The 25,931-nt window shown below is 68.8% G+C and carries 19 protein-coding genes and 2 tRNA genes; 14 read left to right on the forward strand and 7 right to left on the reverse strand.

The features are described from left to right. Positions 1-25 precede the first annotated feature (25 nt). From serA to A3CU_RS0135615, 5 genes are all read left to right on the forward strand, one after another. Entirely contained in the window at positions 26-1,624 is a 1,599-nt protein-coding gene (serA, locus tag A3CU_RS0135590) for a phosphoglycerate dehydrogenase (protein ID WP_027946241.1), read from the forward strand. Between the two features lie 545 nt (positions 1,625-2,169). Further along, a complete protein-coding gene (locus A3CU_RS0135600) occupies positions 2,170-5,484 on the forward strand; it encodes a S8 family serine peptidase (protein ID WP_027946243.1) in 3,315 nt (1,104 codons plus the stop codon). 246 nt (positions 5,485-5,730) lie between these two features. Next, entirely contained in the window at positions 5,731-6,774 is a 1,044-nt protein-coding gene (locus A3CU_RS0135605; protein WP_027946244.1) for a 3-isopropylmalate dehydrogenase, read from the forward strand. Positions 6,775-7,018: 244 nt separating this feature from the next. Continuing rightward, complete coding sequence (cimA, locus tag A3CU_RS0135610; RefSeq protein WP_027946245.1) at positions 7,019-8,620, forward strand: citramalate synthase; 1,602 nt, start codon at positions 7,019-7,021, stop codon at positions 8,618-8,620. Positions 8,621-8,886: 266 nt separating this feature from the next. Further along, on the forward strand, positions 8,887-9,660 hold the full coding sequence (locus A3CU_RS0135615) for a fumarylacetoacetate hydrolase family protein (RefSeq protein ID WP_027946246.1): 774 nt from the start codon (positions 8,887-8,889) through the stop codon (positions 9,658-9,660). Positions 9,661-9,777: 117 nt separating this feature from the next. Here the strand turns inward: A3CU_RS0135615 and A3CU_RS0135620 are convergent, their stop codons facing one another. Continuing rightward, positions 9,778-11,001, reverse strand: a complete 1,224-nt coding sequence (locus A3CU_RS0135620; protein ID WP_027946247.1) for an FAD-dependent oxidoreductase — start codon at positions 10,999-11,001, stop codon at positions 9,778-9,780. 86 nt (positions 11,002-11,087) lie between these two features. Here A3CU_RS0135620 and gltX point away from each other — a divergent pair, with 86 nt between their 5' ends. The 9 genes from gltX to A3CU_RS48380 all read left to right on the forward strand — a co-directional run bounded on the left by gltX (position 11,088) and on the right by A3CU_RS48380 (position 18,515). After that, entirely contained in the window at positions 11,088-12,572 is a 1,485-nt protein-coding gene (gltX, locus tag A3CU_RS0135625; RefSeq protein WP_027946248.1) for a glutamate--tRNA ligase, read from the forward strand. Positions 12,573-12,736: 164 nt separating this feature from the next. Continuing rightward, entirely contained in the window at positions 12,737-13,435 is a 699-nt protein-coding gene (locus tag A3CU_RS0135630; protein WP_027946249.1) for an HAD family hydrolase, read from the forward strand. Between the two features lie 92 nt (positions 13,436-13,527). Then, positions 13,528-13,599 (forward strand) — tRNA-Gln (locus A3CU_RS0135635). A 42-nt stretch (positions 13,600-13,641) separates the two neighbouring features. Further along, positions 13,642-13,714 (forward strand) — tRNA-Glu (locus A3CU_RS0135640). A 115-nt stretch (positions 13,715-13,829) separates the two neighbouring features. Then, entirely contained in the window at positions 13,830-14,477 is a 648-nt protein-coding gene (locus A3CU_RS0135645; protein ID WP_043843680.1) for a class I SAM-dependent DNA methyltransferase, read from the forward strand. Between the two features lie 60 nt (positions 14,478-14,537). Next, entirely contained in the window at positions 14,538-15,554 is a 1,017-nt protein-coding gene (locus tag A3CU_RS0135650) for an alpha/beta fold hydrolase (protein ID WP_027946251.1), read from the forward strand. A gap of 44 nt (positions 15,555-15,598) precedes the next feature. After that, positions 15,599-15,802: a CopG family transcriptional regulator gene (locus A3CU_RS0135655; protein WP_027946252.1), complete on the forward strand. Its 204-nt coding sequence runs from the start codon at positions 15,599-15,601 to the stop codon at positions 15,800-15,802. Next, on the forward strand, positions 15,799-16,215 hold the full coding sequence (locus tag A3CU_RS0135660; protein ID WP_027946253.1) for a type II toxin-antitoxin system death-on-curing family toxin: 417 nt from the start codon (positions 15,799-15,801) through the stop codon (positions 16,213-16,215). The genes A3CU_RS0135655 and A3CU_RS0135660 overlap by 4 nt, the downstream gene beginning before the upstream one ends. A 152-nt stretch (positions 16,216-16,367) precedes the next feature. After that, positions 16,368-18,515: a tetratricopeptide repeat protein gene (locus tag A3CU_RS48380; protein WP_052372738.1), complete on the forward strand. Its 2,148-nt coding sequence runs from the start codon at positions 16,368-16,370 to the stop codon at positions 18,513-18,515. On the opposite strand, the gene A3CU_RS0135670 is transcribed toward A3CU_RS48380, so the two are convergent. The 6 genes from A3CU_RS0135670 to A3CU_RS0135695 all read right to left on the reverse strand — a co-directional run bounded on the left by A3CU_RS0135670 (position 18,487) and on the right by A3CU_RS0135695 (position 25,923). After that, complete coding sequence (locus tag A3CU_RS0135670) at positions 18,487-20,148, reverse strand: hypothetical protein (RefSeq protein ID WP_043843682.1); 1,662 nt, start codon at positions 20,146-20,148, stop codon at positions 18,487-18,489. The two genes, A3CU_RS48380 and A3CU_RS0135670, sit on opposite strands and share 29 nt — an antisense overlap. Before the next feature lie 215 nt (positions 20,149-20,363). Then, complete coding sequence (locus A3CU_RS0135675; RefSeq protein WP_027946255.1) at positions 20,364-21,635, reverse strand: YeeE/YedE family protein; 1,272 nt, start codon at positions 21,633-21,635, stop codon at positions 20,364-20,366. Between the two features lie 421 nt (positions 21,636-22,056). Next, complete coding sequence (locus tag A3CU_RS0135680; protein WP_027946256.1) at positions 22,057-22,884, reverse strand: MBL fold metallo-hydrolase; 828 nt, start codon at positions 22,882-22,884, stop codon at positions 22,057-22,059. Between the two features lie 321 nt (positions 22,885-23,205). Further along, positions 23,206-23,661 (reverse strand): MarR family winged helix-turn-helix transcriptional regulator, encoded by a 456-nt coding sequence (locus tag A3CU_RS0135685; RefSeq protein WP_027946257.1) that lies wholly within the window; start codon positions 23,659-23,661, stop codon positions 23,206-23,208. Positions 23,662-23,707: 46 nt separating this feature from the next. Further along, positions 23,708-25,087: an MFS transporter gene (locus tag A3CU_RS48385; RefSeq protein ID WP_245617484.1), complete on the reverse strand. Its 1,380-nt coding sequence runs from the start codon at positions 25,085-25,087 to the stop codon at positions 23,708-23,710. Positions 25,088-25,173: 86 nt separating this feature from the next. Continuing rightward, positions 25,174-25,923 (reverse strand): GntR family transcriptional regulator, encoded by a 750-nt coding sequence (locus A3CU_RS0135695; RefSeq protein WP_027946258.1) that lies wholly within the window; start codon positions 25,921-25,923, stop codon positions 25,174-25,176. Between the last annotated feature and the right edge of the window lie 8 nt (positions 25,924-25,931).

A 25,931-nucleotide genomic window follows, 5' to 3' on the forward strand; every position in this document is an offset into this window, starting at 1 on the left:
GCGTTTTTCCCTTGGGAGCCCAATCGTGACCAATTCCGGCAAACCCGTCGTTCTCATCGCCGAAAAGCTCGCCCCGTCCGTGCTGACCGTGTTCGGGGACGAGGTCGAGGTCCGGCACGTCGACGGAACGGACCGTCCCGCGCTCCTCGAAGCGGTCAAGCAGGCCGACGCGCTGCTCGTCCGCTCAGCCACGAAGGTCGACGCCGAAGTCTTCGCCGCGACCAGCCGCCTCAAGGTCGTCGCCCGGGCGGGCGTGGGACTGGACAATGTGGAGGTACCCGCGGCAACGGCCCGCGGCGTCCTCGTGGTGAACGCGCCGACCTCCAACATCGTGTCCGCCGCCGAGCACGCCGTGGCACTGCTGCTCGCGGTGGCCCGCCGGGTGCCCGCGGCCGACCAGAGCCTGCGTGGCGGCGAGTGGAAGCGCAGCTCCTTCAGTGGTGTCGAACTGCAAGGCAAGACCGTCGGCGTGGTGGGCTTCGGCAAGATCGGCCAGCTCTTCGCGCAGCGGCTCGCCGCGTTCGGCACCACCATCATCGCCTACGACCCGTACGTGTCGGCCGCTCGCGCCGCGCAGGTCGGGGTCGAGCTGGTCAGCCTCGACGACCTGCTTTCGCGCGCTGACGCGATTTCCGTGCACCTGCCCAAGACCCCGGAGACCAAGGGCCTGATCGACGCCGAGGCGTTGAAGAGGACCAAGCCCGGTGTGCTCATCGTGAACGCGGCCCGCGGCGGCCTGATCGACGAGGACGCCCTCGCCGACGCAATCCGCAGCGGCCACGTGGGCGGCGCGGGCATCGACGTGTTCGCCACCGAGCCGATCACCTCCAGCCCGCTGTTCGAGTTGCCGAATGTCGTCGTCACCCCGCATCTGGGCGCTTCGACCGCCGAGGCACAGGACCGCGCGGGCACCGACGTGGCGCGTTCCACGCTGCTGGCACTGCGCGGCGACTTCGTCCCGGACGCGGTGAACGTGCCCGGCGGCGGCAAGGTCGGCGAGGAGGTGCGCCCATACCTGCCACTGACCCAGAAACTGGGCACCGTGGTATCCGCGCTCAGCCCGAAGGCGCCCGCGTCGGTCACCGTGCTGGTCCGCGGAGAACTGTCCGGCGAGGACGTCGGCGTGCTGCCGCTCGCCGCGCTGCGCGGTGTGTTCTCCAGCGTCGTCGAGAACCAGGTGACCTTCGTGAACGCCTCGAGCCTGGCCGAGGAGATGGGCGTGAAGGTCGAGGTCGTCACCGAGCCGGAAAGCCCCAACTGGCGCAGCGTGGTCACCGTTCGGGCGGTGCACGCCGATGGCAGCACCAGCATCGCCTCGGGGACGATCACCGGCAAGGACGAGGTGGAGAAGCTGGTCGAGGTCAACGGCCGCCACTTCGACCTGCGCGCCGAGGGACACGTGCTGCTGCTGGAGTACCCCGACCGTCCGGGGATCATGGGCCGCGTCGGCACCCTCCTCGGCGAGGCCGGGGTCAACATCGAGGCCGCGCAGATCAGCCAGACCACCGACGGCACGGACGCGGTGATGTTGCTGCGTGTGGACCGCGACGTGGACGCGCACCTGCTGGAGCCGATCGCCGCGACGGTCGGCGCCCGCACGATCCGCGCGGTCAACTTCGCCTGAACCCGGAACTCGCCCGCCCCAACCCGGAACTCACCTTCCTGAACCCAGAACTCGCCCGCCCCAACCGGGAACTCACCTTCCTGAACTCAGAACTCACCTTCCTGAACCGGGGACACGCCGGGACCTGGCGTGTCCCCGCTTCAGGTGCCTGAGTTCCCGGTCCAGCCCGCTGAGTTCCGGGTTCAGGTGACTGAGTTCCCGGTTCAGTCCGCTGAGTTCCGGGTTCAGGTGCCTGAGTTCTGGGTTCAGTCCGCTGAGTTCCTGGGTTTCGCCTGCTCTGAGTTCAGCCCGCTGAGTTGTCGGTACAGCGCGCAGTTGCCGGTCCAGGTCGGTGAGTTCTGGGTTCAGGCCACTGAGTTGGCGATTCCGGCCAGTGAGTTGCGGGTTGCGGTTGGTGAGTTCCCGGTTGGGGCCGCTGAGTTCCGAATGGGCTAGTGGCGGGCGAGTGCTGACCCGCCGAAAGTCGGATTATTCCGGTACGCCCTAGTGGTTCGCCCGATGAGTCCGCTAAGTTCGCATCCTCGCCTTGATCAGGGAGTGGATGCATGAGGAGATTTCCCGGGCGGTCGGCTGCGGCCGTCTTCGCCACCACACTTGCCATAACGGTTCTTGCCCCTGGTGCCGCGTCCGCGCAGGACAGCCTCGCCCAGGGGCTTGCGCCCGCGAAGTTCGACCCGAAAGGGTTGCAGGGCAAGCTTTCCCCGCGTCTGGCCGCCGCGCAGGGCCAGACCACGGCGTTCATCGAGCTGGCGAAACAGCCCGCGGTGGACGCCTTCAACGCCGAGCAGAGCAAGGGCTCCGGCCGGGACAAGGCGAAGCAGGCGGCGAACGCGGCCAAGGCCGGGGTTGCCGGTCTGGTCAACACGATCGTCGGCCAGCTACGTGCTGCCGACGCGCGCACCACGGAGCTTTACCACACCTCGAACGCGATTGCGGGTGTGGTGGTGACCGCGGACGCGGCGAAGATCCGCGAACTGGCCCAGCGCAACGATGTGGTCTCGATCCGCACGGTGGTGCCCAAGACCCGGGACAACAACAGTGCCGACCAGTTGACCAACACGCTCGCCGCGTGGCAGCAGACCGGACGCAACGGTGATGGCGTCCGGATCGGCGTGATCGACGACGGTATCGACTACACGCATGCCGACTTCGGCGGTCCGGGCACGAAAGAGGCCTACCAGTCGGTTGACCGGACCAAGCCGAACCCGCTTTTCCCCAGTGCCAAGGTGGTCGGCGGCACGGACCTGGTCGGCGACGACTACGACGCCAGCGGCAGCGGTGCCGTGACGGTGCCCAAGCCGGACCCGAACCCGCTCGCCTGTGGTGAGCATGGCACGCACGTCGCCGGGACGGCCGGCGGATTCGGCGTCACGGCCGACGGCAAGACGTTCACCGGCGACTACCAGACGCTGACCGCGGACCAGCTCGACGCGATGCGGGTCGGTCCCGGCACCGCGCCGAAATCCCTGCTGTACGCGATCAAGGTGTTCGGCTGCAGCGGATCGACGAACGTGACCGCGCAGGCGATGGACTGGGCCCTCGACCCGAACGGCGACGGTGACTTCACCGACCACCTCGACATCGTGAACATGTCACTGGGTAGCGACTTCGGGGCGCCGGACGACCCCGACTCGCTGTTCGTGCGCAAGCTGGTCCAGAACAACGTGTTGCCGGTCATCGCCGCCGGAAACGCGGGAGACCTTTATGACGCCGCCGGTTCTCCTGGCAACACGGTCGAAGCGCTGACGGTCGCCAGCAGCCGTGACTCGTCGGTGCTGCGTGACGCCGCCGACGTCACCACTCCCTCTGACATCGCGGGCTCGAAGGCCGGTCAGTACAGTCAGGACTTCACCGGATACGACGGCTTGGACCAGACGAGCCCTGTGGTGAAGCTCTCGTCCGCCAACGCGGACGGTTGCGCGCCCTACTCCGCTACCGACCAGGCCGCCGTCACCGGCAAGTTCGTGTGGCTGGAATGGGACGACAACGACTCGACCCGCGCCTGCGGTTCGGCCGTGCGCGCGAACAATGCGCAGGCGGCCGGGGCCACCGGGGCGCTGCTGTCGTCGGCACTGGAGAACTTCAACGCCGGGATCGCCGGCAACGCTGCGGTGCCGATGTTCCAGTTCACCGGCTCGGCCACCGCGCAGATGCGGCCCGCGCTGGACGCCGGCACCCTCGCCGTCCGTCTCTACGGCGACGGCCGGACGAACTTGCAGACCAACGACAAGTCTCTTGTGGACACTCCCAGCTCGTTCACCTCACGAGGCGTGCGCGGCCCGGCTCTCAAGCCGGACGTGTCCGCGCCGGGTGACACCATCTCGTCGGCGTTCCGCGGCAGCGGAAACGGCCGCGCGGTGCTGTCGGGAACGTCGATGGCCACCCCGCACACCGCGGGCATCACCGCGCTCGTGCGGCAGGCGCATCCGGACTGGTCGGTCGAGGAAGTGAAGGCGGCCGTGATGAACACCGCCGGTCACGACATCACGCAGGACGGGAAAACCTATGCCCCGCAACGGGTCGGCAGCGGCCGTATTGACGCCGATGCGGCGTTGAACACGTCGGTGCTGGCTTACGTCCAGGACGACCCGGGCGCGGTGAGCGTCAACTTCGGCACCGTCGAGGCCGGTGGGCCGGTCACCCTGACCAAGACCATCAAGGTGGCGAACAAGGGCGACCAAGCGGCCCGGTTCAACGTGGCCTACCAGGGCATCACCGACCTCCCCGGCGTGGAGTACCAGCTGTCGACGGACTCCGTGACGCTGAACCCGGGCGGGACCGCGACGGTCGGCATCACGCTGCGGATCACGGACCCCACGGCCCTGCGCAAGGTGATCGACCCCACCGTGGAGGCACAGCATGCGGGCCTGGCGCGGCAGTTCCTCGCGGACGCTTCGGGCCGCGTGGTGCTGACCCCGCAGGGAAGCGGCGTGACGCTGCGGGTTCCGGTGTACTCGGCGCCGAAGCCGGTCGCGGACATCACCACGCCGGACTCGGTTTCCTTCCAGGGCAACCAGGCGGCGCTCAACCTGAGCGGGCGGGGCCTGAACCAGGGCAGCGGAAGCCAGCGGTACCAGTCGCTGGTCAGCGTGCTCGAACTTCAGGCTTCCTCGCCGAAACTGCCCGATTGCCGGAGCAACCTGACCCAGCACTGCACGATCAACGACACCGCGAAGGGCGGCGACCTGCAGTACGTCGGCGCGGCTACGACGGCGCCGCTTGCCAGGAGCCAGGGCCGGCCTCAGGACGCGCTGCTCGCCTTCGGCCTCACCACCTGGGGTAACTGGGCGAACCTCGGCAGCAACACGATTCCGTTCGTGGACATCGACGTGAACGGCGACGGCCGGCCGGACTTCGAGTCCTTTGTGACCAAGGCCACGGGGACCGATCTACTGCTGGTGAACACCGTCGACCTGAACAAGCCGGGCTTCCCGTCGGTGGATGTGGAGGCGGTCAACGCCGAACTCGGCGATGTGGACACGAATGTCTTCGACACCAACGTGATCGTGTTGCCGGTCAGCCTCACCGCGCTCGGCATCGATCCGGCCGCCGCGTCGCACCGGATCAGTTACACCGTGGGCACGGTCGGCTTCTACGTGGCACCGGGAAGCACGGACGGGCTGATCGACAGCGTGAGCACGCCGATGTCGTTCGACCCGCTGGCGCCGGGTTACTCGGTGCAGGGTGGTGGCGACCCGGCACTGGTGTTCGCGGCGGAGCCCGGCACCACGCTGATGGTCAACCGCAATCCCGCGGCGGCGGCGCACGACCGGGCCATGGGCTTGCTGGTCCTGGAACACCACAACGCCTCCGGCAAGCGGGCCGGCGTCGTCGGAGTTCCCGGCCGGCCGCTGCCGTGACGCATCTCGCATTGTGAACTAGATTCGCCTTCTTGGCGGGGCGGCAGGAACCTTGGTTCCGGTCGCCCCGCCAAGAAGCACGATCCACCCACTGCGCTGTCCGAGTGTCTCGTCAGGCGGGAAATTCAGTCTTAAGGGTGGTGCCGCTTCGGTCCTTTGGCGACTGCCGGTAACCTGCCGTCGCTGGAGTTTTCGTGCCACGGGGGCAGTGAAGCCCCAGTGCACCGGTCGACGGAGGTGTCTGGAATGCGGCTCGCGGTGATCCCAGGTGATGGGATCGGACCCGAAGTGATCACCGAAGCGCTCAAGGTTCTCGGCGAGGTCGCGCCCTCGGTGGAGACGACCACCTACGACCTCGGAGCGTCCCGTTGGCACGCGACCGGTGAACTGCTCCCGGAGTCGGTGCTCGGCGAGCTTCGCCAGCACGACGCGATCCTGCTCGGCGCGGTCGGCGACCCGACGGTGCCCAGCGGCATCCTGGAACGCGGGTTGTTGCTGCGCTTGCGGTTCGAGCTGGATCACCACGTCAACCTGCGCCCGGCTCGGCTCTACCCGGGCGTGCGCGGCCCGCTGGCGGACACCTCGGCCGAAATCGACATGGTGGTGGTGCGCGAAGGCACCGAGGGGCCGTACGCGGGCAACGGCGGCTTGCTCCGCAAGGACACCGAACACGAGATCGCGACAGAAGTGAGCGTCAACACGGCGTTCGGTATCCGGCGCGTGGTCGCCGACGCGTTCAAGCGGGCCCAGGAGCGGCCGCGCAAGCACCTCACCCTGGTGCACAAGACGAACGTGCTGCTGCACGCCGGTTCGCTGTGGTCGCGGATCGTCGAAGAGGTCTCGCTCGAACACCCGGATGTCACCGTCGCTTACTCCCATGTGGACGCCGCGACGATCCATCTGGTGACCGACCCCGCCCGGTTCGACGTGATCGTCACCGACAACCTCTTCGGCGACATCATCACCGACCTCGCGGCCGCGGTCACCGGCGGAATCGGCCTTGCCGCAAGCGGTAACCTCGACATCACGCGCCGCAACCCGAGCATGTTCGAGCCCGTGCACGGCAGTGCGCCGGACATCGCCGGCCAGGGCCTGGCGGACCCGACCGCGGCGGTGCTGTCGGTGTCGCTGCTGCTCGATCACCTCGGCCAGCGTGAGTCGGCCCGCCGCATCGAAGCGTCGGTCGCCTTCGACCTCGCCACTCGTGACCAGAACAACCCCGGCTCCACGCACGCCATCGGCGACCGGCTGGCCGCGCTCGTCTCGTCCAACGCCCGCACCGGGTCCTGATCAGTGGGCTCGGGGCCACCTGGGCGGGAATGATGATCTCTTCCATGGTGGCCTCGAGCGGGTCGAAGGTTGGGGCCGCACCGAGCGTGTGGCATGATGCCGGTATGGCAACTTTGGCCGTGATCATTATCGGCAGGCGCGCTGGGTAGTCCCCAATGGACACGCGGCGCGCAAACCTCTCGCACCCTGCGGGAGGTTTTTTGTTTGTCCCGCAACACCTTCCATCCCGCAAGGAGTAAGAGTCTTGACCCGCACGGAGCCCGCAGGCACGCCGCTCGGCGACGATTTCCACCTCTACGACACAACTTTGCGTGACGGTGCGCAGCGCGAGGGAATCTCGTACTCGGTGGCCGACAAGCTCGCGGTGGCGCGGCTGCTCGACGAACTCGGCGTGGGGTTCATCGAGGGCGGTTGGCCGGGGGCGCTGCCGAAGGACACCGAGTTCTTCGCCAAGGCCGCGGCCGGTGAGCTGATTCTCAAGCACGCCGTGCTGGTCGCGTTCGGCTCGACCCGCAAGGCCGGTACCACCGCCGCGCAGGACGGCCAGGTTCGCGCGCTGCTCGACGCGCAGGCTCCGGTGGTGACGCTGGTGGCGAAATCCGACCGCAGGCACATCGAACGCGCGTTGCGCGTGGACGTGCCCGAAGCCTGTGCGATGGTCGCGGACACGGTGTCGTTCCTGGTGGGGGAGGGGCGGCGAGTCTTCCTCGACGCGGAACACTTCTTCGACGGGTACGCCTACGACTCCGACACTTCGTTGCGGGTGCTGGACGCCGCGATGACTGCCGGTGCGGACTTGGTCGTGCTGTGCGACACCAACGGCGGCCAGCTTCCGCTGGGTCTCGCCGAAACCGTGCGCACGGTCTCCGAACGGACCGGATTCCGGCTCGGCATTCACTGCCAGGACGACACTTCCTGTGCGGTGGCCAACAGCATCGCCGCCGTGCAGGCGGGTGCGACGCACGTGCAGTGCACCGCGAACGGTTACGGTGAGCGCGCGGGCAACGCCGATCTGTTCGCGGTGGCGGGAAACCTGGTGACCAAGCTCGATATGCCGGTGCTCCCGGCCGGAAACGCGGCCGAGCTGACCCGCGTCTCCCACGCTCTTGCCGAAATCGCGAACATCGCACCCGACGCCCACCATGCCTACGTCGGGGGGTCGGCCTTTGCCCACAAGGCGGGGCTGCACGCGAGCGCGATCAAGGTGGACCCGTTGCTGTACAACCACATCGACCCAGCGTTGGTCGGAAACGACATGCGGGTCCTGGTCACGGAGATGGCCGGGCGGGCGAGCCTGGAGCTCAAGGGACGCGAACTCGGGGTCGACCTCGCCGGCCGGCCGGAGGCGCTTACCAGCGCGGTCAACAAGGTGAAGCGGCTGGAAGCCGGAGGCTGGTCCTTCGAGGCCGCGGACGCGTCGCTGGAACTCTTGCTGCGTCAGGAGATCGAGGGGCCGGCCGAGCAACCGTTCACTTTGGAGTCCTACCGGGTGGTGCTCGACCACCACGCGGGCGGCGAGGTGGTTTCCGAAGCGACCGTCAAGGTGCACGTCGGTGGCGAGCGGGTGATCGCGACCGCGGAGGGCAACGGCCCGGTGCACGCCTTGGACGCGGCGCTGCGCAAGGCGCTGACGCCACACCTGTCGTGGTTGGACCGAGTCGAGCTGGCCGACTACAAGGTGCGGATCCTGGCCGGCCACCCCGGCACCGATGCGGTGACCCGCGTGCTCATCGAGTCCAGTGACGGCGAGCGGGAGTGGACCACGGTCGGTGTGCACGGCAACATCGTGGAAGCCAGCTGGCTGGCCCTGTGCGACGCGCTGGTTCACAAGAGCCTTCGCATATAGCCGGCGCGAGTCCCACGTTCCCGTCGCGCGAGTCCCACGTTCCCGTCGTACGAGTTCCACGTTCCCGTCGTGCGAGTTCCACGTTCCGGTCCAACGGGAAGGCGGGACTCGCGCTACCGGAGTGTGGAACTCGCGCTACCGGAGTGTGGGACTCGCGCTACGGGAGTGTGGGACACGCGCTACGGGAGTGTGGGACTCGCGCCGGTACCGGCGGTCGGCCGGTGGCGTGCGAGCCGGTGCGATGGAGCGCATATTAAGGTGATCGTGTGCGTCTAGCTCGGATTGCTCATGCTGGTGGCGTCGCGTTCGCTTCGATCGAAGGCGAGGGCGGTGACGCCGAGGCCCTGGAGATCGCCGAACATCCGTTCGGCCGGCCCAACTTCACCGGGAAGCGGTGGCCGCTGGCCGACGTCCGGCTGCTCGCGCCGATCCTGCCGACCAAGGTGATCGCGGTGGGCCGCAACTACGCCGCCCACGCCGCCGAGTTCGGCAACGAGGTGCCGAGCTCGCCGATGATCTTCCTCAAGCCGTCGACGAGTGTGATCGGCCCGAACGCGGCGATCAAGCTGCCCGCCGCGTCGGAACGGGTCGACTTCGAGGGCGAACTGGCGGTGGTGATCGGTCAGCAGCCGCTGCGCAACGTGCCCGCGTCCCGGGCGTTGAGCGCCGTCCTCGGTTACACCGTCGCCAACGACGTGAGCGCCCGTGATCTGCAGCGGGCCGACGGCCAGTGGGGCCGCGCCAAGGGCTTCGACACCTTCTGCCCGCTCGGCCCGTGGATCGAGACCTCCCTCGACCCGTCCGATCTGGCCCTGCGCACCGAGGTCGACGGCGAAGTCAAGCAGGACTCCCGGACCTCGCTGCTGATCCACAAGGTTCCCGAGCTGATCGAGTTCATCTCCGGGGTGATGACGCTCCTGCCCGGCGACGTGATCCTCACCGGCACACCGGCCGGAGTCGGCCCGATCTCCGCCGGACAGCAGGTGTCCATCACCGTCGAAGGCATCGGCACCCTCACCAACCCCGCCCAGCCGGCTTAGCGACCGCTGGGAAGTTCCCGATCGACTTCGCGTGAGTGACCCGTTTATGCCAATTTTCGGGAGGAACGGGTCACTCATTACAACCGGTCCTTGACCAGCGGCGACGAGATTGCTGGGTCAGGCGGGGCGGCGGGCGAAGCCGGGGGCGCGCTCGGGGCGGAAGCCGATTCCGATCAGGTAGGCCGGCACGAAGCGCAGACCGGGGAGCCGGTTCATGATCCTCACGACCTGCCGAGGCGGCCCGTTGCGCTGCTCGTCGAGTGTGGGCCGCACGACTCCGGCGTGCATGACCCGCTGGAGTCCCTGCACCAGTACGGTGGGCAGCCAGCGGCGCCGCTGCACCCGCGCCAGGTCGGCGCTCGTCAACCGTCCCCGCAGCAGTGGCCCGGCGAGCAGCCGTGCCGTGGCCACCGCGTCCTGCACCGCGAGGTTGATCCCCACGCCGGCGATCGGCGACATCGCATGCGCCGCGTCACCGATACACAGCAGGCCCTTGATGTGCCAGCGCCGTAACAGGTTCAGCCGGACGTCGAGGTGCTTGACCTCGTCCATCGACTCCAGTTTGTCGACGCGGTCGGCGAACTCGGGCAGCACCGCGGCGATCCGGGCTCGGAAGGCGTCCAGGCCCTCGGCACGGAGCTGCTCGTCGATCCCTTTCGGCGCCAGGTAGGCGATCTGGAAGTAGCCCTCGCGCGGGATCACCACCGCGAAATGCCCGCGGCGCATGCCGGGCGTGAGCCCGGGCCGCTCGTTGCCTTCGCGGGGCAGCCGGAACCACCAGGTGTCCATCGGCACCGGGTATTCCTTCGGCCGCAGGTTCGCCAGCCTGCGGACCACCGACCACCGGCCGTCGCAGCCGACCACGAGGTTCGCGCGCAGCTCTCCGGTGTTGCCGTCGGTCGTCCGGTACCGCACGCCGGCGATCCGCCCGCCTTCGTGAACCAGGTCGGTCGCCTCGGTGTTCATCCGGAGGTGGAAGTGCGGCTCGGCGCGGCCGGCGTCGGCCAGCAGGTTGAGCAGGTCCCATTGCGGCACCATCGCGACGTACGGGTGGTGCTTCAGAACGCGGAAGTCGGCCATGACGATGTCCCGGCCTTCCTCGTCCGGAATCGACACCGTCGTGAGCTTGCTTTGCGGGAGTGCGGCGAATTTCTCGCCGAGGCCCAGATCGTCCATGAGCCGGATCGTCGACGGATGGACCGTGTCGCCCCGGAAGTCCCGCAGGAAGTCGCCGTGCTTCTCCAGCACGGTCACGTCCACGCCGGCCCTGGCGAGCAGCAGTGCCAGCACCATCCCGGCCGGTCCGCCACCCACGACGAGGCAGTTCGTGTGCTCGCGCATCGGAGGCCCCCTTTTCATCATGTGTTGAATAAGTCCAGGATGGCCCGGTGTGGCCGTACGGTCAAGCGGGATAGGCTGATCGGGCTATGACAAACATCGCGGTTCGCGCACGCTTCTGCCCTTCACCGACGGGGACCCCGCACGTCGGACTGGTCCGCACGGCGCTGTTCAACTGGGCCTTCGCCCGTCACCACGGCGGCACCCTGGTGTTCCGGATCGAGGACACCGACGCCGCGCGGGACTCGGAGGAGTCCTACGAGCAGCTTCTGGACGCGCTGCGCTGGCTCGGCATCGACTGGGACGAGGGCCCGGACGCCGGCGGGGAATACGGGCCGTACCGGCAGAGCCTGCGTCGCGACATCTACGCCGACATCGCCGCGCGGCTGCTCGAAGCCGGTGAGCTGTACGAGGCGTACTCGACCAACGAAGAGGTCGAGGCCCGCCGCAAGGCCGCCGGCCAGGACCCGAAGCTGGGCTACGACAACTTCGACCGCGATCTCACCGACGAGCAGCGTGCCGCGTTCCGTGCCAAAGGGCGGCAGCCGGTCCTGCGGTTGCGCATGCCCGACACCGATCTGGGCTGGACGGACCTGGTCCGCGGCGAGATCACCTTCCCGGCCGGCACGATCCCCGACCCGGTTCTGGTGCGGGCCAACGGCGATCCGCTGTATACGCTGACCAACCCGGTGGACGACGCTCTCATGCGTATCACGCATGTGTTGCGCGGTGAGGACCTGCTCCCGTCGACCCCGCGCCAGCTCGCGCTTTACCAGGCGCTGCAACGGATCGGCGTCACCGACTTCACTCCCGAGTTCGGTCACCTGCCCTACGTGCTGGGCGAGGGCAACCGCAAACTGTCCAAACGCGACCCTCAGTCGAACCTGTTCAACTACCGGGAGCGCGGGTTCATCCGCGAAGGCCTGCTCAACTACCTGGCGCTGCTTGGCTGGTCCATTGCGGATGACCGGGACGTGTTCGGTGTGGACGAGCTCATCGACGCGTTCGAGATTTCCAAAGTGAGCGCCAATCCCGCGCGTTTCGACCTGAAGAAGGCCGAAGCGATCAACGCCACCCACCTGCGGGCGCTGGCCGCGGACGACTTCGCCGCGCGCGTGGTGCCATACCTGGTCACCGCGGGCGTGCTGCCGGAGCGGCCGAGCGACGAGCAACTGGCGAAACTGCGCGCCATCGCGCCGCTCGTGCAGGAGCGGGTGACGGTGCTGTCGGACGCCGCGTCGTTGGTGCGCTTCCTGTTCGTCGACGAGGCGACCTTCGCGCCCGAAGAGGACGCTGCCGCCAAGGCGCTGGGTTCCGCCTCGGAGCCCGTGTTGCGCAGCGCGATCGAGGCACTGCGTCAGGTGCCGGAGTGGCAGGCGTCGCAAATCGAGCAGGCCCTCAAGGACGCGCTGGTGGACGGACTGGGACTCAAGCCCCGTAAGGCGTTCGCGCCGGTTCGCGTGGCGGTGACCGGACGTACGGTTTCTCCTCCTCTTTACGAATCGATGGAGTTGCTCGGCCGGGAGGTTTCACTCGAGCGGCTCCAGCGCGCGGTCCCGGGCAACTCAGAGTAGAGCGTCACGAGCGAGAAATCTCCGGGCTAATCACCTTGTCGGTCGAATCGCTGAGACGCTGCTTCGCCTAGCCTCGCTGGGTGGATTTCGCCCGCACCCTCACCCTCGCCCCCGACACCCCGTTCAACACCCCGGCCGACCCGTGGACCCCGCCCAGCCTCCGGCTGGTATGCCTCGACATCGACGACACCTTGATCGACTTCACCGCGGCCGGCCGGTGCGCCCTGGCCACCCTCCTCGGCCGTGCGGATCTCTGGCCGCTCTGGGAGCGCGTCACCGACCGGCACACCGCACTCGTGGTGTCCGGTGAGCTGGACTACGCCGCCGCACATTTCAGACGCACGCAGTGTTTTCTGGACGAACTGGGTGTGATGGTGGACGCCGAGCACGTGTCGGGCTTCGAAAAGCGGCGCAAGGAACTCGTCCGGCGATCATGGCGGCTGTTCGGGGATGTGCTGCCCTGCCTCGACTGGCTGCGCGCCGCCGGTGTGCGCCTGGCCGCTGTGACCAACGCCTCCGGCGGCCATCAGCGGGCCAAGCTTACCGATCTCGGTCTGGCCAGGTTCTTCGATCACGTGGCGATCGCCGGTGAACTCGGCGTCGCCAAACCCGATCCTGTGATGTTCCACTCGGTCTGCGCGACCCTGGGCTGCAGCCCGGAGGAGGCCGCGCACGTGGGTGACAAACTGCACACCGACGCGGTCGGCGCCCGCGACGCCGGCCTGGAGGGTGTCTGGCTCGACCGCGGCGGCTCGGACCACGAGGTCGTGCCCGAGGGCGTGCACGTCATCGGCGGCCTCGACGAACTGCCTCAGCTGCTGGTCAGCGAGTTCGCCCGGATCGGCGTGCCCGCGCAGCGGTGATCATCCGCCCCCGGTTTCCAGCGCCGGCGAGCGATGGGCTAATATTTCTTCTCGGCGGTACCGAGCCGGTTCGCGAAGCGGAGCGGTCCCGTTGGGGTATGGTGTAATTGGCAGCACGACAGATTCTGGCTCTGTTAGTCTAGGTTCGAGTCCTGGTACCCCAGCTGCGAAGAGAAAATCTTGCTCTGGTAAGTTTCTTCTCGCAAGCCCCCGTCGTCTAGCGGCCTAGGACGCCGGCCTCTCACGCCGGTAGCGTGGGTTCGAATCCCATCGGGGGTACAGACAGCACAACCGCCGTCGACCGAATCGGTCGGCGGCGGTTGTGTTTTGTGCTCGTTATGGCGAGCTTGCCGCAAAGTTGCGCTATATCCCCAAAAGTTCGAGTACCGTGCGGATGGTGCAGACGGACGACTGGTTGGCCGACACCAGAACCTCCTACGACACGGTCGCGGTCAGCTATGCCGGCCAATTGCGCGACAGTTTGGCGGAGCGGCCGTACCTGCGAGCGGCGCTGACGTTGTTCGCCGACCTGGTGTCCTCCGCCGGCGGTGGCCCAGTGGCGGACATCGGCTGCGGACCGGGACACGTCACCGCCCACCTGCGCGCCCTTGGCATCGACGCCTTCGGCATCGACCTCTCGCCCGGAATGATCGACGTGGCCCGGCGTGACCATCCCGGTGTGCGGTTCGAGGTGGGCTCGATGACAGATCCGGATCTCCCCGACGCGTCGGTCGCCGGCCTGCTCGCCTGGTGGTCCTTGATCCACATACCCGACGACGAAGTACCAGGAGTCTTCGGGCACTTCCACCGCGCACTGCGCCCGGGCGGACTGCTGCAGCTCGGTTTTCACGTCGGTGACCAGTCACGGCTGAAGACCGAGGGCTACGGCGGCCACCCGATGAAGGTCCACGTCCACCGCCGCCGGCCGGACCAGGTGACGACTTGGCTGCGCGACGCCGGATTCGCCGTCGAAGCCCAAATGCTGCTCGACCCGGACGAGGAGGTGCCGCAGGCTGTCCTTTTTGCACGCCCACAGTCCTGACTTCATACTCCACAGTGGATGACGCGTCCGCGACCGACGCAATTCGGCAGGGAGGCTGGAATGGATTACGAAATATTCGAGCTGGGCGACGTCCGGTTGCAACAGGGTGCCACGCTCAGTGACGCAAAACTGGCGTTCAAGACCTACGGTGAGCTCAACGCTGACAAGAGCAATGCGATCGTTTACCCGACCTGGTACTCCGGACAGCACTACGACAACGAATGGCTCATCGGCGAAGGGATGGCGCTCGACCCGGCGAAATACTTCGTCATCATTCCGAACATGCTCGGCAATGGGTTGTCTTCCTCGCCGAGCAACACGCCGGCGCCGCACGACCGCGCGTCGTTTCCGCGGGTGACCATGTACGACAACGTGCGTTTCCAGCACCGTCTGGTGACGGAGCGCTTCGGCATCGAGCGGCTGGAGCTGGTGACCGGCTGGTCCATGGGCGCGGGGCAGACCTACCAGTGGGCGGTCAGCTTCCCGGACATGGTCAAGCGAATCCTCCCCTTCTGCGGTTCGGCGAAGACCAGCCGTCACAACATTGTCTTCCTTGAAGGGGTCAAGGCGGCGCTCACCGCCGATGCGGCCTACGCGGGGGGCCGGTACGACCGGCAGCCCGACATCGGGATCCGCGCGATGTCGCGGGTTTATGCCGGCTGGGGCTTCAGCCAGCAGTTCTACCGGGAAACGATTTACGAGCGGGATCCGCTGGGCTTCGCCTCGCTGGAGGACTTCCTGGTTTCCTTCTGGGAGGGCCTGTTCCTCAAGCGTGACGCGAACAACCTGCTGGCCATGCTGTGGACCTGGCAGAACGCCGACGTCGGCAGGACACCGGGGTTCCGCGGCGTCGAAGACGCGCTCGCGGCCATCCGGATGCCCGCGATAGTGATGCCGGCCCAGCAGGATCTGTATTTCCCGCCCGAGGACAACGAGTGGGAGGTCAAGCACATGCCGCGGGCCGAACTGCGGGTCATTCCGGGGGCGTGGGGTCATTTCGCCGGTGGCGGCCTCAATCCGGAGGACACCAGGTTCATCGACGACGCCCTCAAGGAACTGCTCAGGCTGGAAGTGTGAGTCGGGCAGTTTTGATCTTGCTACCACGGCGGTAGCATCGATTCATGGCGATGACGTTGCGGCTGACAGAGGAGCAAGAACGTGCGCTCGCGCTGCTGGCCGAGGCGGAAGGCGTGAGCAAGCACGAAGCAGCCGTGCGCGCGATCACTGATGCGGCCGCTCGCCGGGTCCGGGACGACCGGGTCCGGGCACTGTCGGCCGAGGGGCGTCAGCGCTACGCGGCGTTGCTCGAACGCTTGGCGCAATGACCGTCGAATACCTGACGACCGACGACCTCTTGGCACTCGCGGAAGACCTGGGCGTGCCGGGCATTCGGGACGTCGGACTGCTGGACGCGGCGGCGCACCGGCCACGGGCTTCCGTGTTCGGGCAGGATGCGTACCCCACGCTGCACGAGAAAGCCGCGGTGCTACTGGAGTTCGTGGTGCGAAATCATGCGCTCGTCGACGGCAACAAGCGGCTCGCCTGGATGGCCACCTTCGTTTTCTACGGCGTGAACGGTGTTGATCTCGATGCGCCGGACGACGAGGCGTACGACCTTGTCATCGCGGCGTCGACGGGCAAGCTCGGTTACTCGGAGATCGCCGCACAGCTGAGCGCGTGGGCGCGACCGGACGTGGCTCCGCCGCGGAATCCGGCCGTGTTCCGCTTCGGCGCCTGATCCCGCCGGAGCGCTCTGTCCACTGTGTCCAGTCGTCCCGGTACGGTTGTGGCCTCGTGATCGCCTAGCGTAGATTGCCGGTCACGGTGGGTTCGTCAGGAGCGACCTGGCGACACGATCGCGGTCGCGCGCAAACTCGCGGAGGAAACCACATGACCGCTGGGGTGGGGTCGGACGGGCCGGAAGACTCGCTCGAGGTACGGAACCTGATGCCAGGTTCCGCGGGTGCGGTCGTGCAGGCCGGCCGGATCGAGAAGGTCGTGCTGACCCAGGCGTCGGCGCCCGCGCCCCACCGCACGCGGGTGCCCTGCCAGGTTCCGGCCGCGAAGGGCCGGTTCGTCAACCGGCGGCGGGAACTGGCCAGGGCCAGGCGCCTGGTCGAGGTCGGCGGCCGCCGGCCGCCCCGGATCCTGGTGGTGGGCGGCATGCCGGGGGTGGGCAAGAGCGCGCTGGGCTTCCGGCTGGCCGAGTCGGTCCGCGAGTCCTATTCCGGTGGCGTTCTCTACATCAACTTCACGGAACTGCGCGGCGGCTCCGAACCGGCGGTGAGCGACGCGCTGGTGTCCTGCCTGCGCGCGCTGGGCGTGGCCGACGCGGTCATCCCGTCGAGCCTGGCGGAACTCACCAAGCTGTTCCGGTCACACACGGCGGATGAGCCGGTCCTGGTGATGCTCGACGACGTCACCGAGACCGGCCAGGTACGACCGCTGGTGCCGGCCGCGCCCGGGAGCGCGGTGCTGGTGACCAGCACCGGCCGGCTGCCCGAACTGTCTCTCGACGGAGCGGAGTTGTTGTGGCTGGAGCCGTTGGACCAGACCAGTGGCGAAAGACTGATCAAGGGTGTGTGCCGGCGGGCGGGCGAGGAACCGGACGCCTTGGCCGAACTCGTCGAGTTGTGCGGCCGGTTGCCGATCGCGCTGGAGATCGCCGCGGCCCGGCTGCGGGACCGGCCGGGCCTGAGCGTCCGGGCGTTGTGCGCGGAAATCGCGGACACCAGCCGGGGCCTCGCCGCGCTGTCCGTCGGCCGGGAGGCGAGGGTTTCGGCGGTATTCAGCTTGTCCTACCGTGACCTGCCGGCGGCCGCGCAGCGGATGTACCGGCTGCTGGGCGCGTTGCCGTTCCGCGATTTCGACCTCGGACTGATCGCCGTTGCGGCCGGCGCCGAGCAGGCCGTGGCCGAGGAGTTGCTGGACCTGTTGGTGGGCGCGGGCCTGCTGAGCGAGAACGCCGACGGCAGGTGCGGTTTTCACGGCCTGGTGCGGCGTCACGCGATTGACCAGGCGCACGTGGAAGATTCCGAGGACGAGCAGATCAACGCGCTGCACCGGACAGTGCGGTATTTGTTGATCCGCACGGTGTCGGCGGACCTCGCCGCGATGGACTCGGGGCGCTTGCGCATCACCCCGTCCACCGAAATCGTGCGGGGAGTGACGGACCCGTTCGCCGGCGAGCACCCCAAGGCACGCGCGCTGGACTGGCTGGATGCGGAACGAGCGAACCTGCTGGCCGCGATGAAGGCGGCCGCGGACCGCGGTTGGCACGACATGTGCTGGCAGTTGGCCGAATCGGTGACGGCGCTGTACGTCTCCCGCCGTTACCTGGTGGACTGGGCCGAGTCCGCGACCATCGGCGCGAATTCCGCACACCTCGGGAAGAACGCCGCTGCCGAGGCGAGGCTGCGCAGCTTCGGTTCCCGGGCCTGGACGGAGCTGGGCGATCTGGACCGGGCCGGGCGGGAACTGAACGCGGCCCTGCCACTCGCCGAGCGGGCGGGCAACCCGCGTTTGCTCGCGTCGGTGTGGGAAATGGTGGCCCGCTACCGTGACCATGCCGAGCCGGCCGCGGCGGACCAGGCCTACGACCGTGCGCTCGAACTGTTCGCCGGCGCCGACGACGGTCGCGGTGTTGCCTTCACGACCTACTTCCACGGTCGTTCTCTCGCCATGCGGGCACGGTGGGCCGAAGCGCTGGACGTGCTGGAGCGGGCACGTGATCTCGTCGCCGAGGTCGACGACGAGCGGATGCGGGGACGGGTCCTGACCACCCTCGGCACCACCCTGGGCAGGCTCGGGCGTGACACCGAGGCCGTCGAGGCGCTCCGGCAGGCGATCGGTCTGCTCGGCGGTCATCGCCATTTCGAGGCGCAGGCGTGGGAAGCGCTCGGCGAAATCGCCATCAGCGCCGGCGACGCGGCCTACGGGCGCGAAGCCCTGCGACGTGCGGTGGAAATCCACACCGACCTGGGCGGCCCGGACGCCGAGCGACTGCGGGTCAAGCTGGCCGGCCTGCCGGAGGCGTGACCGTGACGGACAGCGGGAATTCGCCCGCACCGAGCCGAACGATGAGCGGGCCGTCGGTGAGGCGCTCGGCCAGCAACGCGGCGTAGATCGCCGAGGCGAGGACCATCGCGTCCGTTTTCCCAGCGGCGACGTCGACCCGGCGCCCGTCCCGGAGCAAAGCCCGGCAGCCGCCGGGAACACCGGCAGCGGCCATGATGGCGCCGGGGAAGTTGCGCAGCATCGTTGCGGTCCAGGCGGTTGTGGTGTCCACATCGGTTGTCAGCCGCCGGGTCAGCACGGACGCGTTCTGGGTGAGACGGAGATCGAGTTCCTCCTCGTCCACGATCAGGTGCCGGACCGTTTCGCGCACGACCGGCTCGTCGGCGGGGGCCGCCTCGGCCACGCGGCGTGCGGCCCGCGGATGCCGGACCATGGTGATCGTCGTGGCGTCCGTGAAGGCCGTGTAGACATCGAACGCGGTGACCGGCCGGAGTTCGATCTCGGCGTCGGCGGCGCGGAGCAATGGGGGATCGGCTCGCGGCGGGGCGAGGTCGAGTTCGGCGTACAGCAGGTCGCGCAGTCGCCGGGTCGAATCCCCGACGTGCGCGAAGACCCGCGCGGTGAGCCCGTCGAACCGCCGGGGATCGTGCGTGGCGGCGGCTTTGTCGAGCTGTTCCCGCAGCCCGTGGCGCGGATCGAGATGCCCGGCGGTGCGACCCAGTTCGTCGATGGGCGTGCCGGGCACGACCTCGGTGCCGTACGCGGCGAGCAGCAGAGGTTTTCCCAGCGCGGCGGCATGCAGGCTCATCGACCCGTGATCGCCGACCACCTGGTCGGCGGCCACCAGCGCGGCCTGCCACCCCTGGTCCGGTGGGAGGAGCACGAGCCCGGCCTCGACGGCGTCGGCGAACCAGGTGCGTACCTGAGCCTCGCCGTACCAGGCCCAGATGTTCGGGTGGAGCACGGCGGCGACCTGGTACTCGTCGGCTGGCAGCTCGGCCAGCAGTTGCAGCGGCAACGTGCGCCAGCGCCCGAGCTGTGACTCCGCGCGCCAGGTGGAGCTGAGCAGGATCAGCCGACGGTTTCCGGTGCCGAGCCGGAGACGGTAGCGGTCTCGTAGCCCTTCGCTGGCCAGTAGCCGGTCGTAGGTGGGGTCACCGGTCACCGCGGTGTGCCCGGCGATCTCCGGGCAGGCAGCGCGCAGTTGGTGTTCCTGTTCGGGGTGGGACAACACAACCACGACACGCCCGCTGCGCAACGCCTCGGCCGGTGGCAGTCCCGCGAGACGCGTGCCCGAGCCCCGGACGTCCGGCACGTACTTGTTGAACCCCAAGCCGTGCGGCAATACCACAGTGCGGGACTTCACTGCGGAGAAGTCGATGTTCTCGCTGGCCGAGACCGCCAGGTCGAACGATGCTTCGCGCAGGTTCTCCCACGGCAGGACTTCCGGCACGCCGGCGGTGCGCAGGAGCGCGGGGACGCCCGTGCTGAAGCGGGACGTGTCGTCGACCGTGAATACGACCTTCACGCGGAAATCCCCGCGGAAGATGTCCCACGCTTCGAGGAGGCGGATCGCCGAGGTCATCGTCCTGGCCACGAACAACACTGTTCGCTCACAGTCGAAGGTGCCCCAGCGGCCCTCGTCAGCACCCATGGGCCGAAAGACCACGGAGCATGCCGTCACGCACCTCCCGTCCCGCTTCGGGCCGTGTCTTACTCGCTCCTGACCCTACTCACCGCCGTGCGCCGACCGGAGGAGCGGGCCGTGCTGACGAGTTACTGTCCGAAGAGGACGCTGATGGTGCGGGCCGGCCGGCGGCAACGAGCCCCGCACCGATGGCCGGTGCGGGGCTCGTTCGTGCCTTGTGGTCAGCAGACGCTGTCGGTCGGCTTCGGGTTGCCGAGGCCGAACAGCGGACGGATCTTGAGCCCGACCCACGTGCCGAGCAGCGCGAACACACCCCACAGCCAGCCATGCAGGCTGCCGGTCGAGATGCCGGCCAGGTAGGCGCCGATGTTGCAGCCACCGGCCAGCCGCGCCCCGACTCCCATCAGGATCCCGCCCAGCACCGCGGCCACGGCGGTGCGCCACGGGATCTCCGCGCGGATCTTCCAGGCGCCCGCCGCCGCGGAGGCCACGGCCGCACCCACGATGATGCCGATGTCGGTCAGGCTCGTCTTGTCCGTCCAGATCGGACTCGCGAGGGACTTCGCGTTGCTGGAGGTCTGCCAGAACTCCCACGTCTCCGGGTGCAGTCCCAGCAACTGCAGCAGCTTCGCTCCCCACAGCGCGAACGCGAACGTGACGCCCCAGGTGCCCCCGGACACCAGCACCACCGCCGCGGCGAGCACCGCGAGCACCACGGCGCCGACCAGCAGCGGCCACGAGCCCCGGAACACGCGCGCGAACCCCCGTGCGGTGGGGACCGAGCCAAGTGGTGGCGGCGTGCGCCGCGCCTGGATCACCCGCGTCACGACCACGATGCCCAGCAGCACGCCGATGGTGATCGCCCAGGATCCCCACCACCCGACGTGATCGGCGAGGAGGAACCCGGAAACCTGTGGCCAGCCCGTGAAGATCGGATATGCCCACGTGTAGAGCACCGAACCGGCGATGAACCCGCCTAGGGTCAGCACGATCGTGGACTGTCCCGAGCCGACCGCGAACAGCGTGCCGGACGCGCACGCGCCGCCGAGTTGCATGCCGATGGCGAAGATCGCCGCGCCGGCGAAGAGGCCGAGCCCGATCGGGTTCGCGGTGATTTTCGGTGTGACGCCGAACAATCCGGTACCCGTTCCGGCGATCAGCGCGATGAGGGTCGCGGCGGTGCCGAGCAGCAAGGCGTGTGCCCGTAGCCCGGTGCCGTTGCCGACCGCGACCAGTTGCCGCCAGGCCGAGGTGAACCCGAACCTCGAATGGAACAGCGCCAGCCCCAGGAACAGGCCGATCACCAGCAGCAAGCCGAACTTTCCGCCGTAGGATGCCCAGACGTACCAGCTCAACCCGACCGCCAGGATCGCGGCGATCACCAGCGGCACCACGCGCACCGGCTCCTCCGGTGCCGGAGCCGGCGCCGCGCACGAGGTGGGTGAGGAGAGCAGGAACCTTCCGGCGGGTAACGAATCGGTGGGCGCGGACATCAACACTCCAGAACGGACGTCAGGGATGAACGACGCCCCACGCTAAAAGGCACTCGAACCTTCGCGCACCTCGTCTCACCAGGTGATCGCCGCCCCGCCGCGTCCCCGCCTCAGGTACCCGTCTTCCCCAGCATCCGTCTTCCCGCTTCAGGCGCCCACCTTCCCGCTTCAGGCGCCCACGTTCCCGCTTCAGGCGTCTGTGTTCCCGTTTCCGGCGGGCAAGTTCCGGGTTCGGGCGTGTCCCCGTTTCTGGCACGCGTGTTCCGGGTTCAGGTTCCTGTGTTCCCGGTTGAGGCGCAGAGTTCCCGGTTGAGGCGCGCGTGTTCCCGGTTGAGGAGAACGAGCTGCCGCGGCCCCGCCCGGACAGGCGTGCGGCCTCGGCCGGGCGTCCGCGTGGCCGCCCGGCCGAGGCCACCCCCGGTCAGGCCAGATGGTCGTTCGCGCCGCTCACCCAGCCGATGTAGCGTTCGGCCGACCGCCGCACCGCGCCCTTCGCGTCGGAGAGCACCGCTCCGCCCAGGAGGCCGTAGAGCCGGTCGAACTCGTAGGGCTCCAGGCGCTCCACGATCCGGCGCACCAGTCCCGCGGACAGCGGGATGTCGTTCGGGTAGCTGCGCATGAAGGTCACCCAGCCCGCCGCGGCCACCGGGACCACGGTATCCCCGGTCAGCAGGGTGCCGGCCCCGCCCGACCCGCTCGCGATGTGCGCCACCGCTGAGCCAGGGAAGTGCCCGCCGGCCGCGATGATGGTCACCCCCGGCAGGACCTCTTCGGCGCCGCTCCACTCGCGGATCACCGGGTCCTCCCGCTGCACCCACGACCGGTCCGCGGAGTGCACCAGGACCGGGATGCGGCCGAGATGGTGGCTCCAGCTCACCTGCGAGCCGTACATGTGCGGATGGCTCGCGACGATCAGCGCGGCTCCGCCGAGTTCGTCGATCTTGGCCGCCAGCGGCTCGTCGAAGTGATTCGGTGGATCCCACATGAGGTTGCCCTGGCTGGTCTGCGCCAGGTACGTCCACTGCCCGATGCCGAACCGTGGGTCCCGGTTGAGCCGGTGGATGCCCGGCTCCACTTCCTCGTGCACCAGTTGGTGGCCGTCGGCGGCCAGCTTTTCCAGCGTCGTCCACACCTGACCGGTCGTGGGCACCCACTGGCGCTCGTCCGCACAGATCTCGCACGTGCCGGAGGGCGGCTGGTCGGTGTCCGGATGCTCGACTCCACAGGTGCCACAAATCCACACCGTCATGCCCACCACTCTCACACCTCGATCCAGGTCGAGGTCAAGCCCCACGCCGTGTCCCCGCCTCAGGACGCCGAGTTCTGGCTTCAGGACGCCGTGTCCCCGTTTCAGGACGCTGAGTTCTGGCTTCAGGACGCCGAGTTCCGGGTTCACGGGCGCGCTGGACCGGGAACTCGCGTGCCTGGGCTGGGGACACGCTTGCCTGGGGCGGGAACTCGTGGTCCTGGAGCGGGGACACGCGTGCTTGAGTCGGGAATTCGTGGACCTGGGGCGGGAATTCGGGTGCTTGAGGCGGGAACTCGTGGTCCTGGAGCGGGGACACGCGGGTTATGGCCGGTCGCGGTCGGTGAGTTGGTCGATGGCGGTGATGAGTTCGCGGAGTGCGGGCAGGGCGGCGGTGAGCAGCTGCCGCCAACCGGGGTGGAGGTCGGCGAGCGCGCCGCGAAGGATCGCGGCATTGGTCGCCTGCCAGACACCGACGGCGCGCTCGCCGCTTCTGGTGAGCGTGAGGCGCACCGTGCGCCGGTCGTTGTCGCCGCTGGCCCGGGTCACCAGCTCTCGCGTGGCCAGGCCGTTCACCAGCGTGGTGACCGAGTTCGGCGCCAGGCGCAGCGCGCGGGCCACCTGGCTCGGCTGCGCGCCGGGACTTTCGGCCAGGTAGGACAGGACCTCCAGTTGCGCGACCGACAGCGGGTTGGCCGGGTCGGCGCCGCGGGCCGCGCGCCGCATCGCCCGTCTCAGCCGCGCGACCACGTCCGCCAGTTCGGTGTCCGGTGCGCTCATGGTGTTCCTTCGCGAGTCTGCGGGTGGCTCCGCCAGAAGCAGCCGCTCATGGCCGAACGGTCCGGGTTCCGCCGCCGGCCAGGCCCGTGACGGCCGCGACGGCACCGGACAGGGCGAGTGAGAGCAGGGCCAGTGCGCCGTTGCCCAAGTGCAGGCACAGGGTGACCAGTGCCACGCCGAACGCGGTGCCGAGCCCACGCGCCAGGTTCACCAGCCCACCTCCGGTCGCCGCCATCCGCCGCGGGATCGCTCCCATGATCGACGAGTTGTTGGCCGGAATGAAGACACCCAATCCCATGCCGATCCCGAACAGTATCCCGCCGGCCAGCCCCGCCGATGGGGGCGCCACGGCCAGGATGCCGCAGCCGAGTGCCGCCACCGCCGCGCCGAGCAGGATGCGAGCGCGCGTGCCGATTCCGGGCGGCAGCAGGCGTTCGGCGGAGACCGCGGCCACGCCGAACCCGGCCGGCAGACAGGCCAGGACCAGCCCCGCGGGTCCGTGCGTGCCCAGCGTCTGCGGGAACAACGTCAACGGGCCGAACAGCACGAGATAGCCGCACAGCGCGCCGAGCAGTCCCAGCGACACTGCTGGGGGCCGAAGTGTGGCGAGGTCGATCAGCGGATTTTCGGCCCGCCGTTCCCGCCAGGCGTAACCCGCGACAGCGAGCGGAACCACCAGCGCGAGCGCCGCCACGGCCGGTGCGGGCATCCGCAGGCCCGAGACGCCCGAGAGGGCCAGTAGCAGCGCCGTCGATGCCAGCGCGAGCAGTGCCAGCCCGGCGTGGTCGAAACGGCCGAGAGGTGTCCGTTCCCGGGTGCGCGGCAGCAGGAACCGTCCCGCCACGATGCCGGCCACCCCGACCGGCACATTCACCAGGAACACCGACCGCCACCCGAGCGTGCTGACCAGTTCGGCGCCCAGCGCCGGCCCGAGGGCCAGGCCCAGCGCCTGCGCGGACGCCTGCACGCCCAGAGCGGCGCGCACCTTCGTTTTGGGCACGCTGCCGACCACCAGCGCCACGCTGTTGGCCTGCAGCATCGCGGCGCCCGCCGCCTGCAGCACCCGGAAACCGGCCAGCCAGCCAAGGCCGGGTGCCAGGCCGCAGGCCACCGACGCCGCGGTGAAGATGCCGAAACCGTTGCCGTAGACCAGCTTCCGGCCCACCGCGTCGGCCACCCGGCCGACGGCGGGCAGCAGGGCGACCAACGTCAGCAGGTAGGACAGGGATACCCACTGCACGGCGGCCAGCGGCGCGTCGAACTCGTGCTGCAGGGAGGGAAACGTCAACGTCACGATGCTCGCGTCGAGCTGGCCCATGAACGCGCCGAAGCACACCGTCGCCACCGCGAACCATCCCGCGTTCGGGTGCTCCCGCACGCGCGCCGGCCGGGGTCGTTCGCTCGGTTTCACGACGAAGCGTCTCACCAATATGATTCTGTCACAGAACTAAATCACGGACGAGCTTCGGGCCAGGGAAGAACACTTACTGGCAAGGAGATTCTTCTGCAGATCTACCGGAGGCGATAGCCGGTCTTGGCCGAGAAGTCGGCGGTGAGCGAGAACCGGTCACCGCGAACGAGCGTGTGCCGCCACTCGAGGGGCCGTTCGCCCATGCGGCCCAGCCGGTTGATGGACAGCGCGGCGGTGTCCGGCCCGCACCTCAGCAGTGCGCGCTCGGCCGTGGTGGGGACGACCGCGAGGACCTCCTCGCGGCCGTTGTCCAGCCGGATCCCGGTGCGCCTGCTGAGTTCGCCGTAGAGGCTCGTGTGCGTGAAATCGGCCTCCAGCACGGGAGCGGCGACCGTCGCGGGCAGCCAGATGCGGTCCAGCGCGAGCGGTTCCGCGCCGGCCAGGCGCAGGCGTTCGAGGTAGACCAGCGGGGTGGATGCCTCGAGGCCGAGACGCTCGGAGACGATGGCGTCGGCGCGGGTGTCGAGCATGCGCACCACGCTGTGCTGGGTCAGCCCGGCCGCTTCCACCGCGGCGAACAGGCTGTAGAGCGCGCCGAGCGGCTGCTGGATCTCGGCGGGAGGTGCCACGCGCGGCTGGCGACCCCGGGTGGCCATGATCACGCCGTCCTCCCGCAGTTGCCGCAGCGCCTGCCGGACCGTGTGGCGGCTCACCCCGTACTCCTCGACCAGTGCGAGTTCGCCGGGGAACCGGTCGGCGAACTCGCCCGCCTCAAGCCGGGCTTGGAGCTGCTGTCGCAGCTGGTGCCAGAGAGGTTGCGAGCTCGTCCGATCCAGTGCTCGTACCGCCATGTAGCGCC

Source organism: Amycolatopsis taiwanensis DSM 45107, assembly GCF_000519205.1.
Taxonomy (GTDB): Bacteria; Actinomycetota; Actinomycetes; order Mycobacteriales; family Pseudonocardiaceae; genus Amycolatopsis_E; species Amycolatopsis_E taiwanensis.

Excerpts from the sequence above, each read along its gene's own strand:
- A3CU_RS0135655 (WP_027946252.1), top strand. The coding sequence starts at position 15,599 with ATGGCGATGACGTTGCGGCTGACAGAGGAGCAAGAACGTGCGCTCGCG.
- A3CU_RS0135675 (WP_027946255.1), bottom strand. The coding sequence starts at position 21,635 with ATGTCCGCGCCCACCGATTCGTTACCCGCCGGAAGGTTCCTGCTCTCC.
- A3CU_RS0135660 (WP_027946253.1), top strand. The coding sequence starts at position 15,799 with ATGACCGTCGAATACCTGACGACCGACGACCTCTTGGCACTCGCGGAA.
- A3CU_RS48380 (WP_052372738.1), top strand. The coding sequence starts at position 16,368 with ATGACCGCTGGGGTGGGGTCGGACGGGCCGGAAGACTCGCTCGAGGTA.
- gltX (WP_027946248.1), top strand. The coding sequence starts at position 11,088 with ATGACAAACATCGCGGTTCGCGCACGCTTCTGCCCTTCACCGACGGGG.
- A3CU_RS0135685 (WP_027946257.1), bottom strand. The coding sequence starts at position 23,661 with ATGAGCGCACCGGACACCGAACTGGCGGACGTGGTCGCGCGGCTGAGA.
- A3CU_RS0135695 (WP_027946258.1), bottom strand. The coding sequence starts at position 25,923 with ATGGCGGTACGAGCACTGGATCGGACGAGCTCGCAACCTCTCTGGCAC.
- A3CU_RS0135680 (WP_027946256.1), bottom strand. The coding sequence starts at position 22,884 with ATGACGGTGTGGATTTGTGGCACCTGTGGAGTCGAGCATCCGGACACC.
- A3CU_RS0135650 (WP_027946251.1), top strand. The coding sequence starts at position 14,538 with ATGGATTACGAAATATTCGAGCTGGGCGACGTCCGGTTGCAACAGGGT.
- A3CU_RS0135645 (WP_043843680.1), top strand. The coding sequence starts at position 13,830 with ATGGTGCAGACGGACGACTGGTTGGCCGACACCAGAACCTCCTACGAC.
- A3CU_RS0135600 (WP_027946243.1), top strand. The coding sequence starts at position 2,170 with ATGAGGAGATTTCCCGGGCGGTCGGCTGCGGCCGTCTTCGCCACCACA.
- A3CU_RS0135620 (WP_027946247.1), bottom strand. The coding sequence starts at position 11,001 with ATGCGCGAGCACACGAACTGCCTCGTCGTGGGTGGCGGACCGGCCGGG.
- A3CU_RS0135605 (WP_027946244.1), top strand. The coding sequence starts at position 5,731 with ATGCGGCTCGCGGTGATCCCAGGTGATGGGATCGGACCCGAAGTGATC.
- A3CU_RS0135670 (WP_043843682.1), bottom strand. The coding sequence starts at position 20,148 with ATGGGTGCTGACGAGGGCCGCTGGGGCACCTTCGACTGTGAGCGAACA.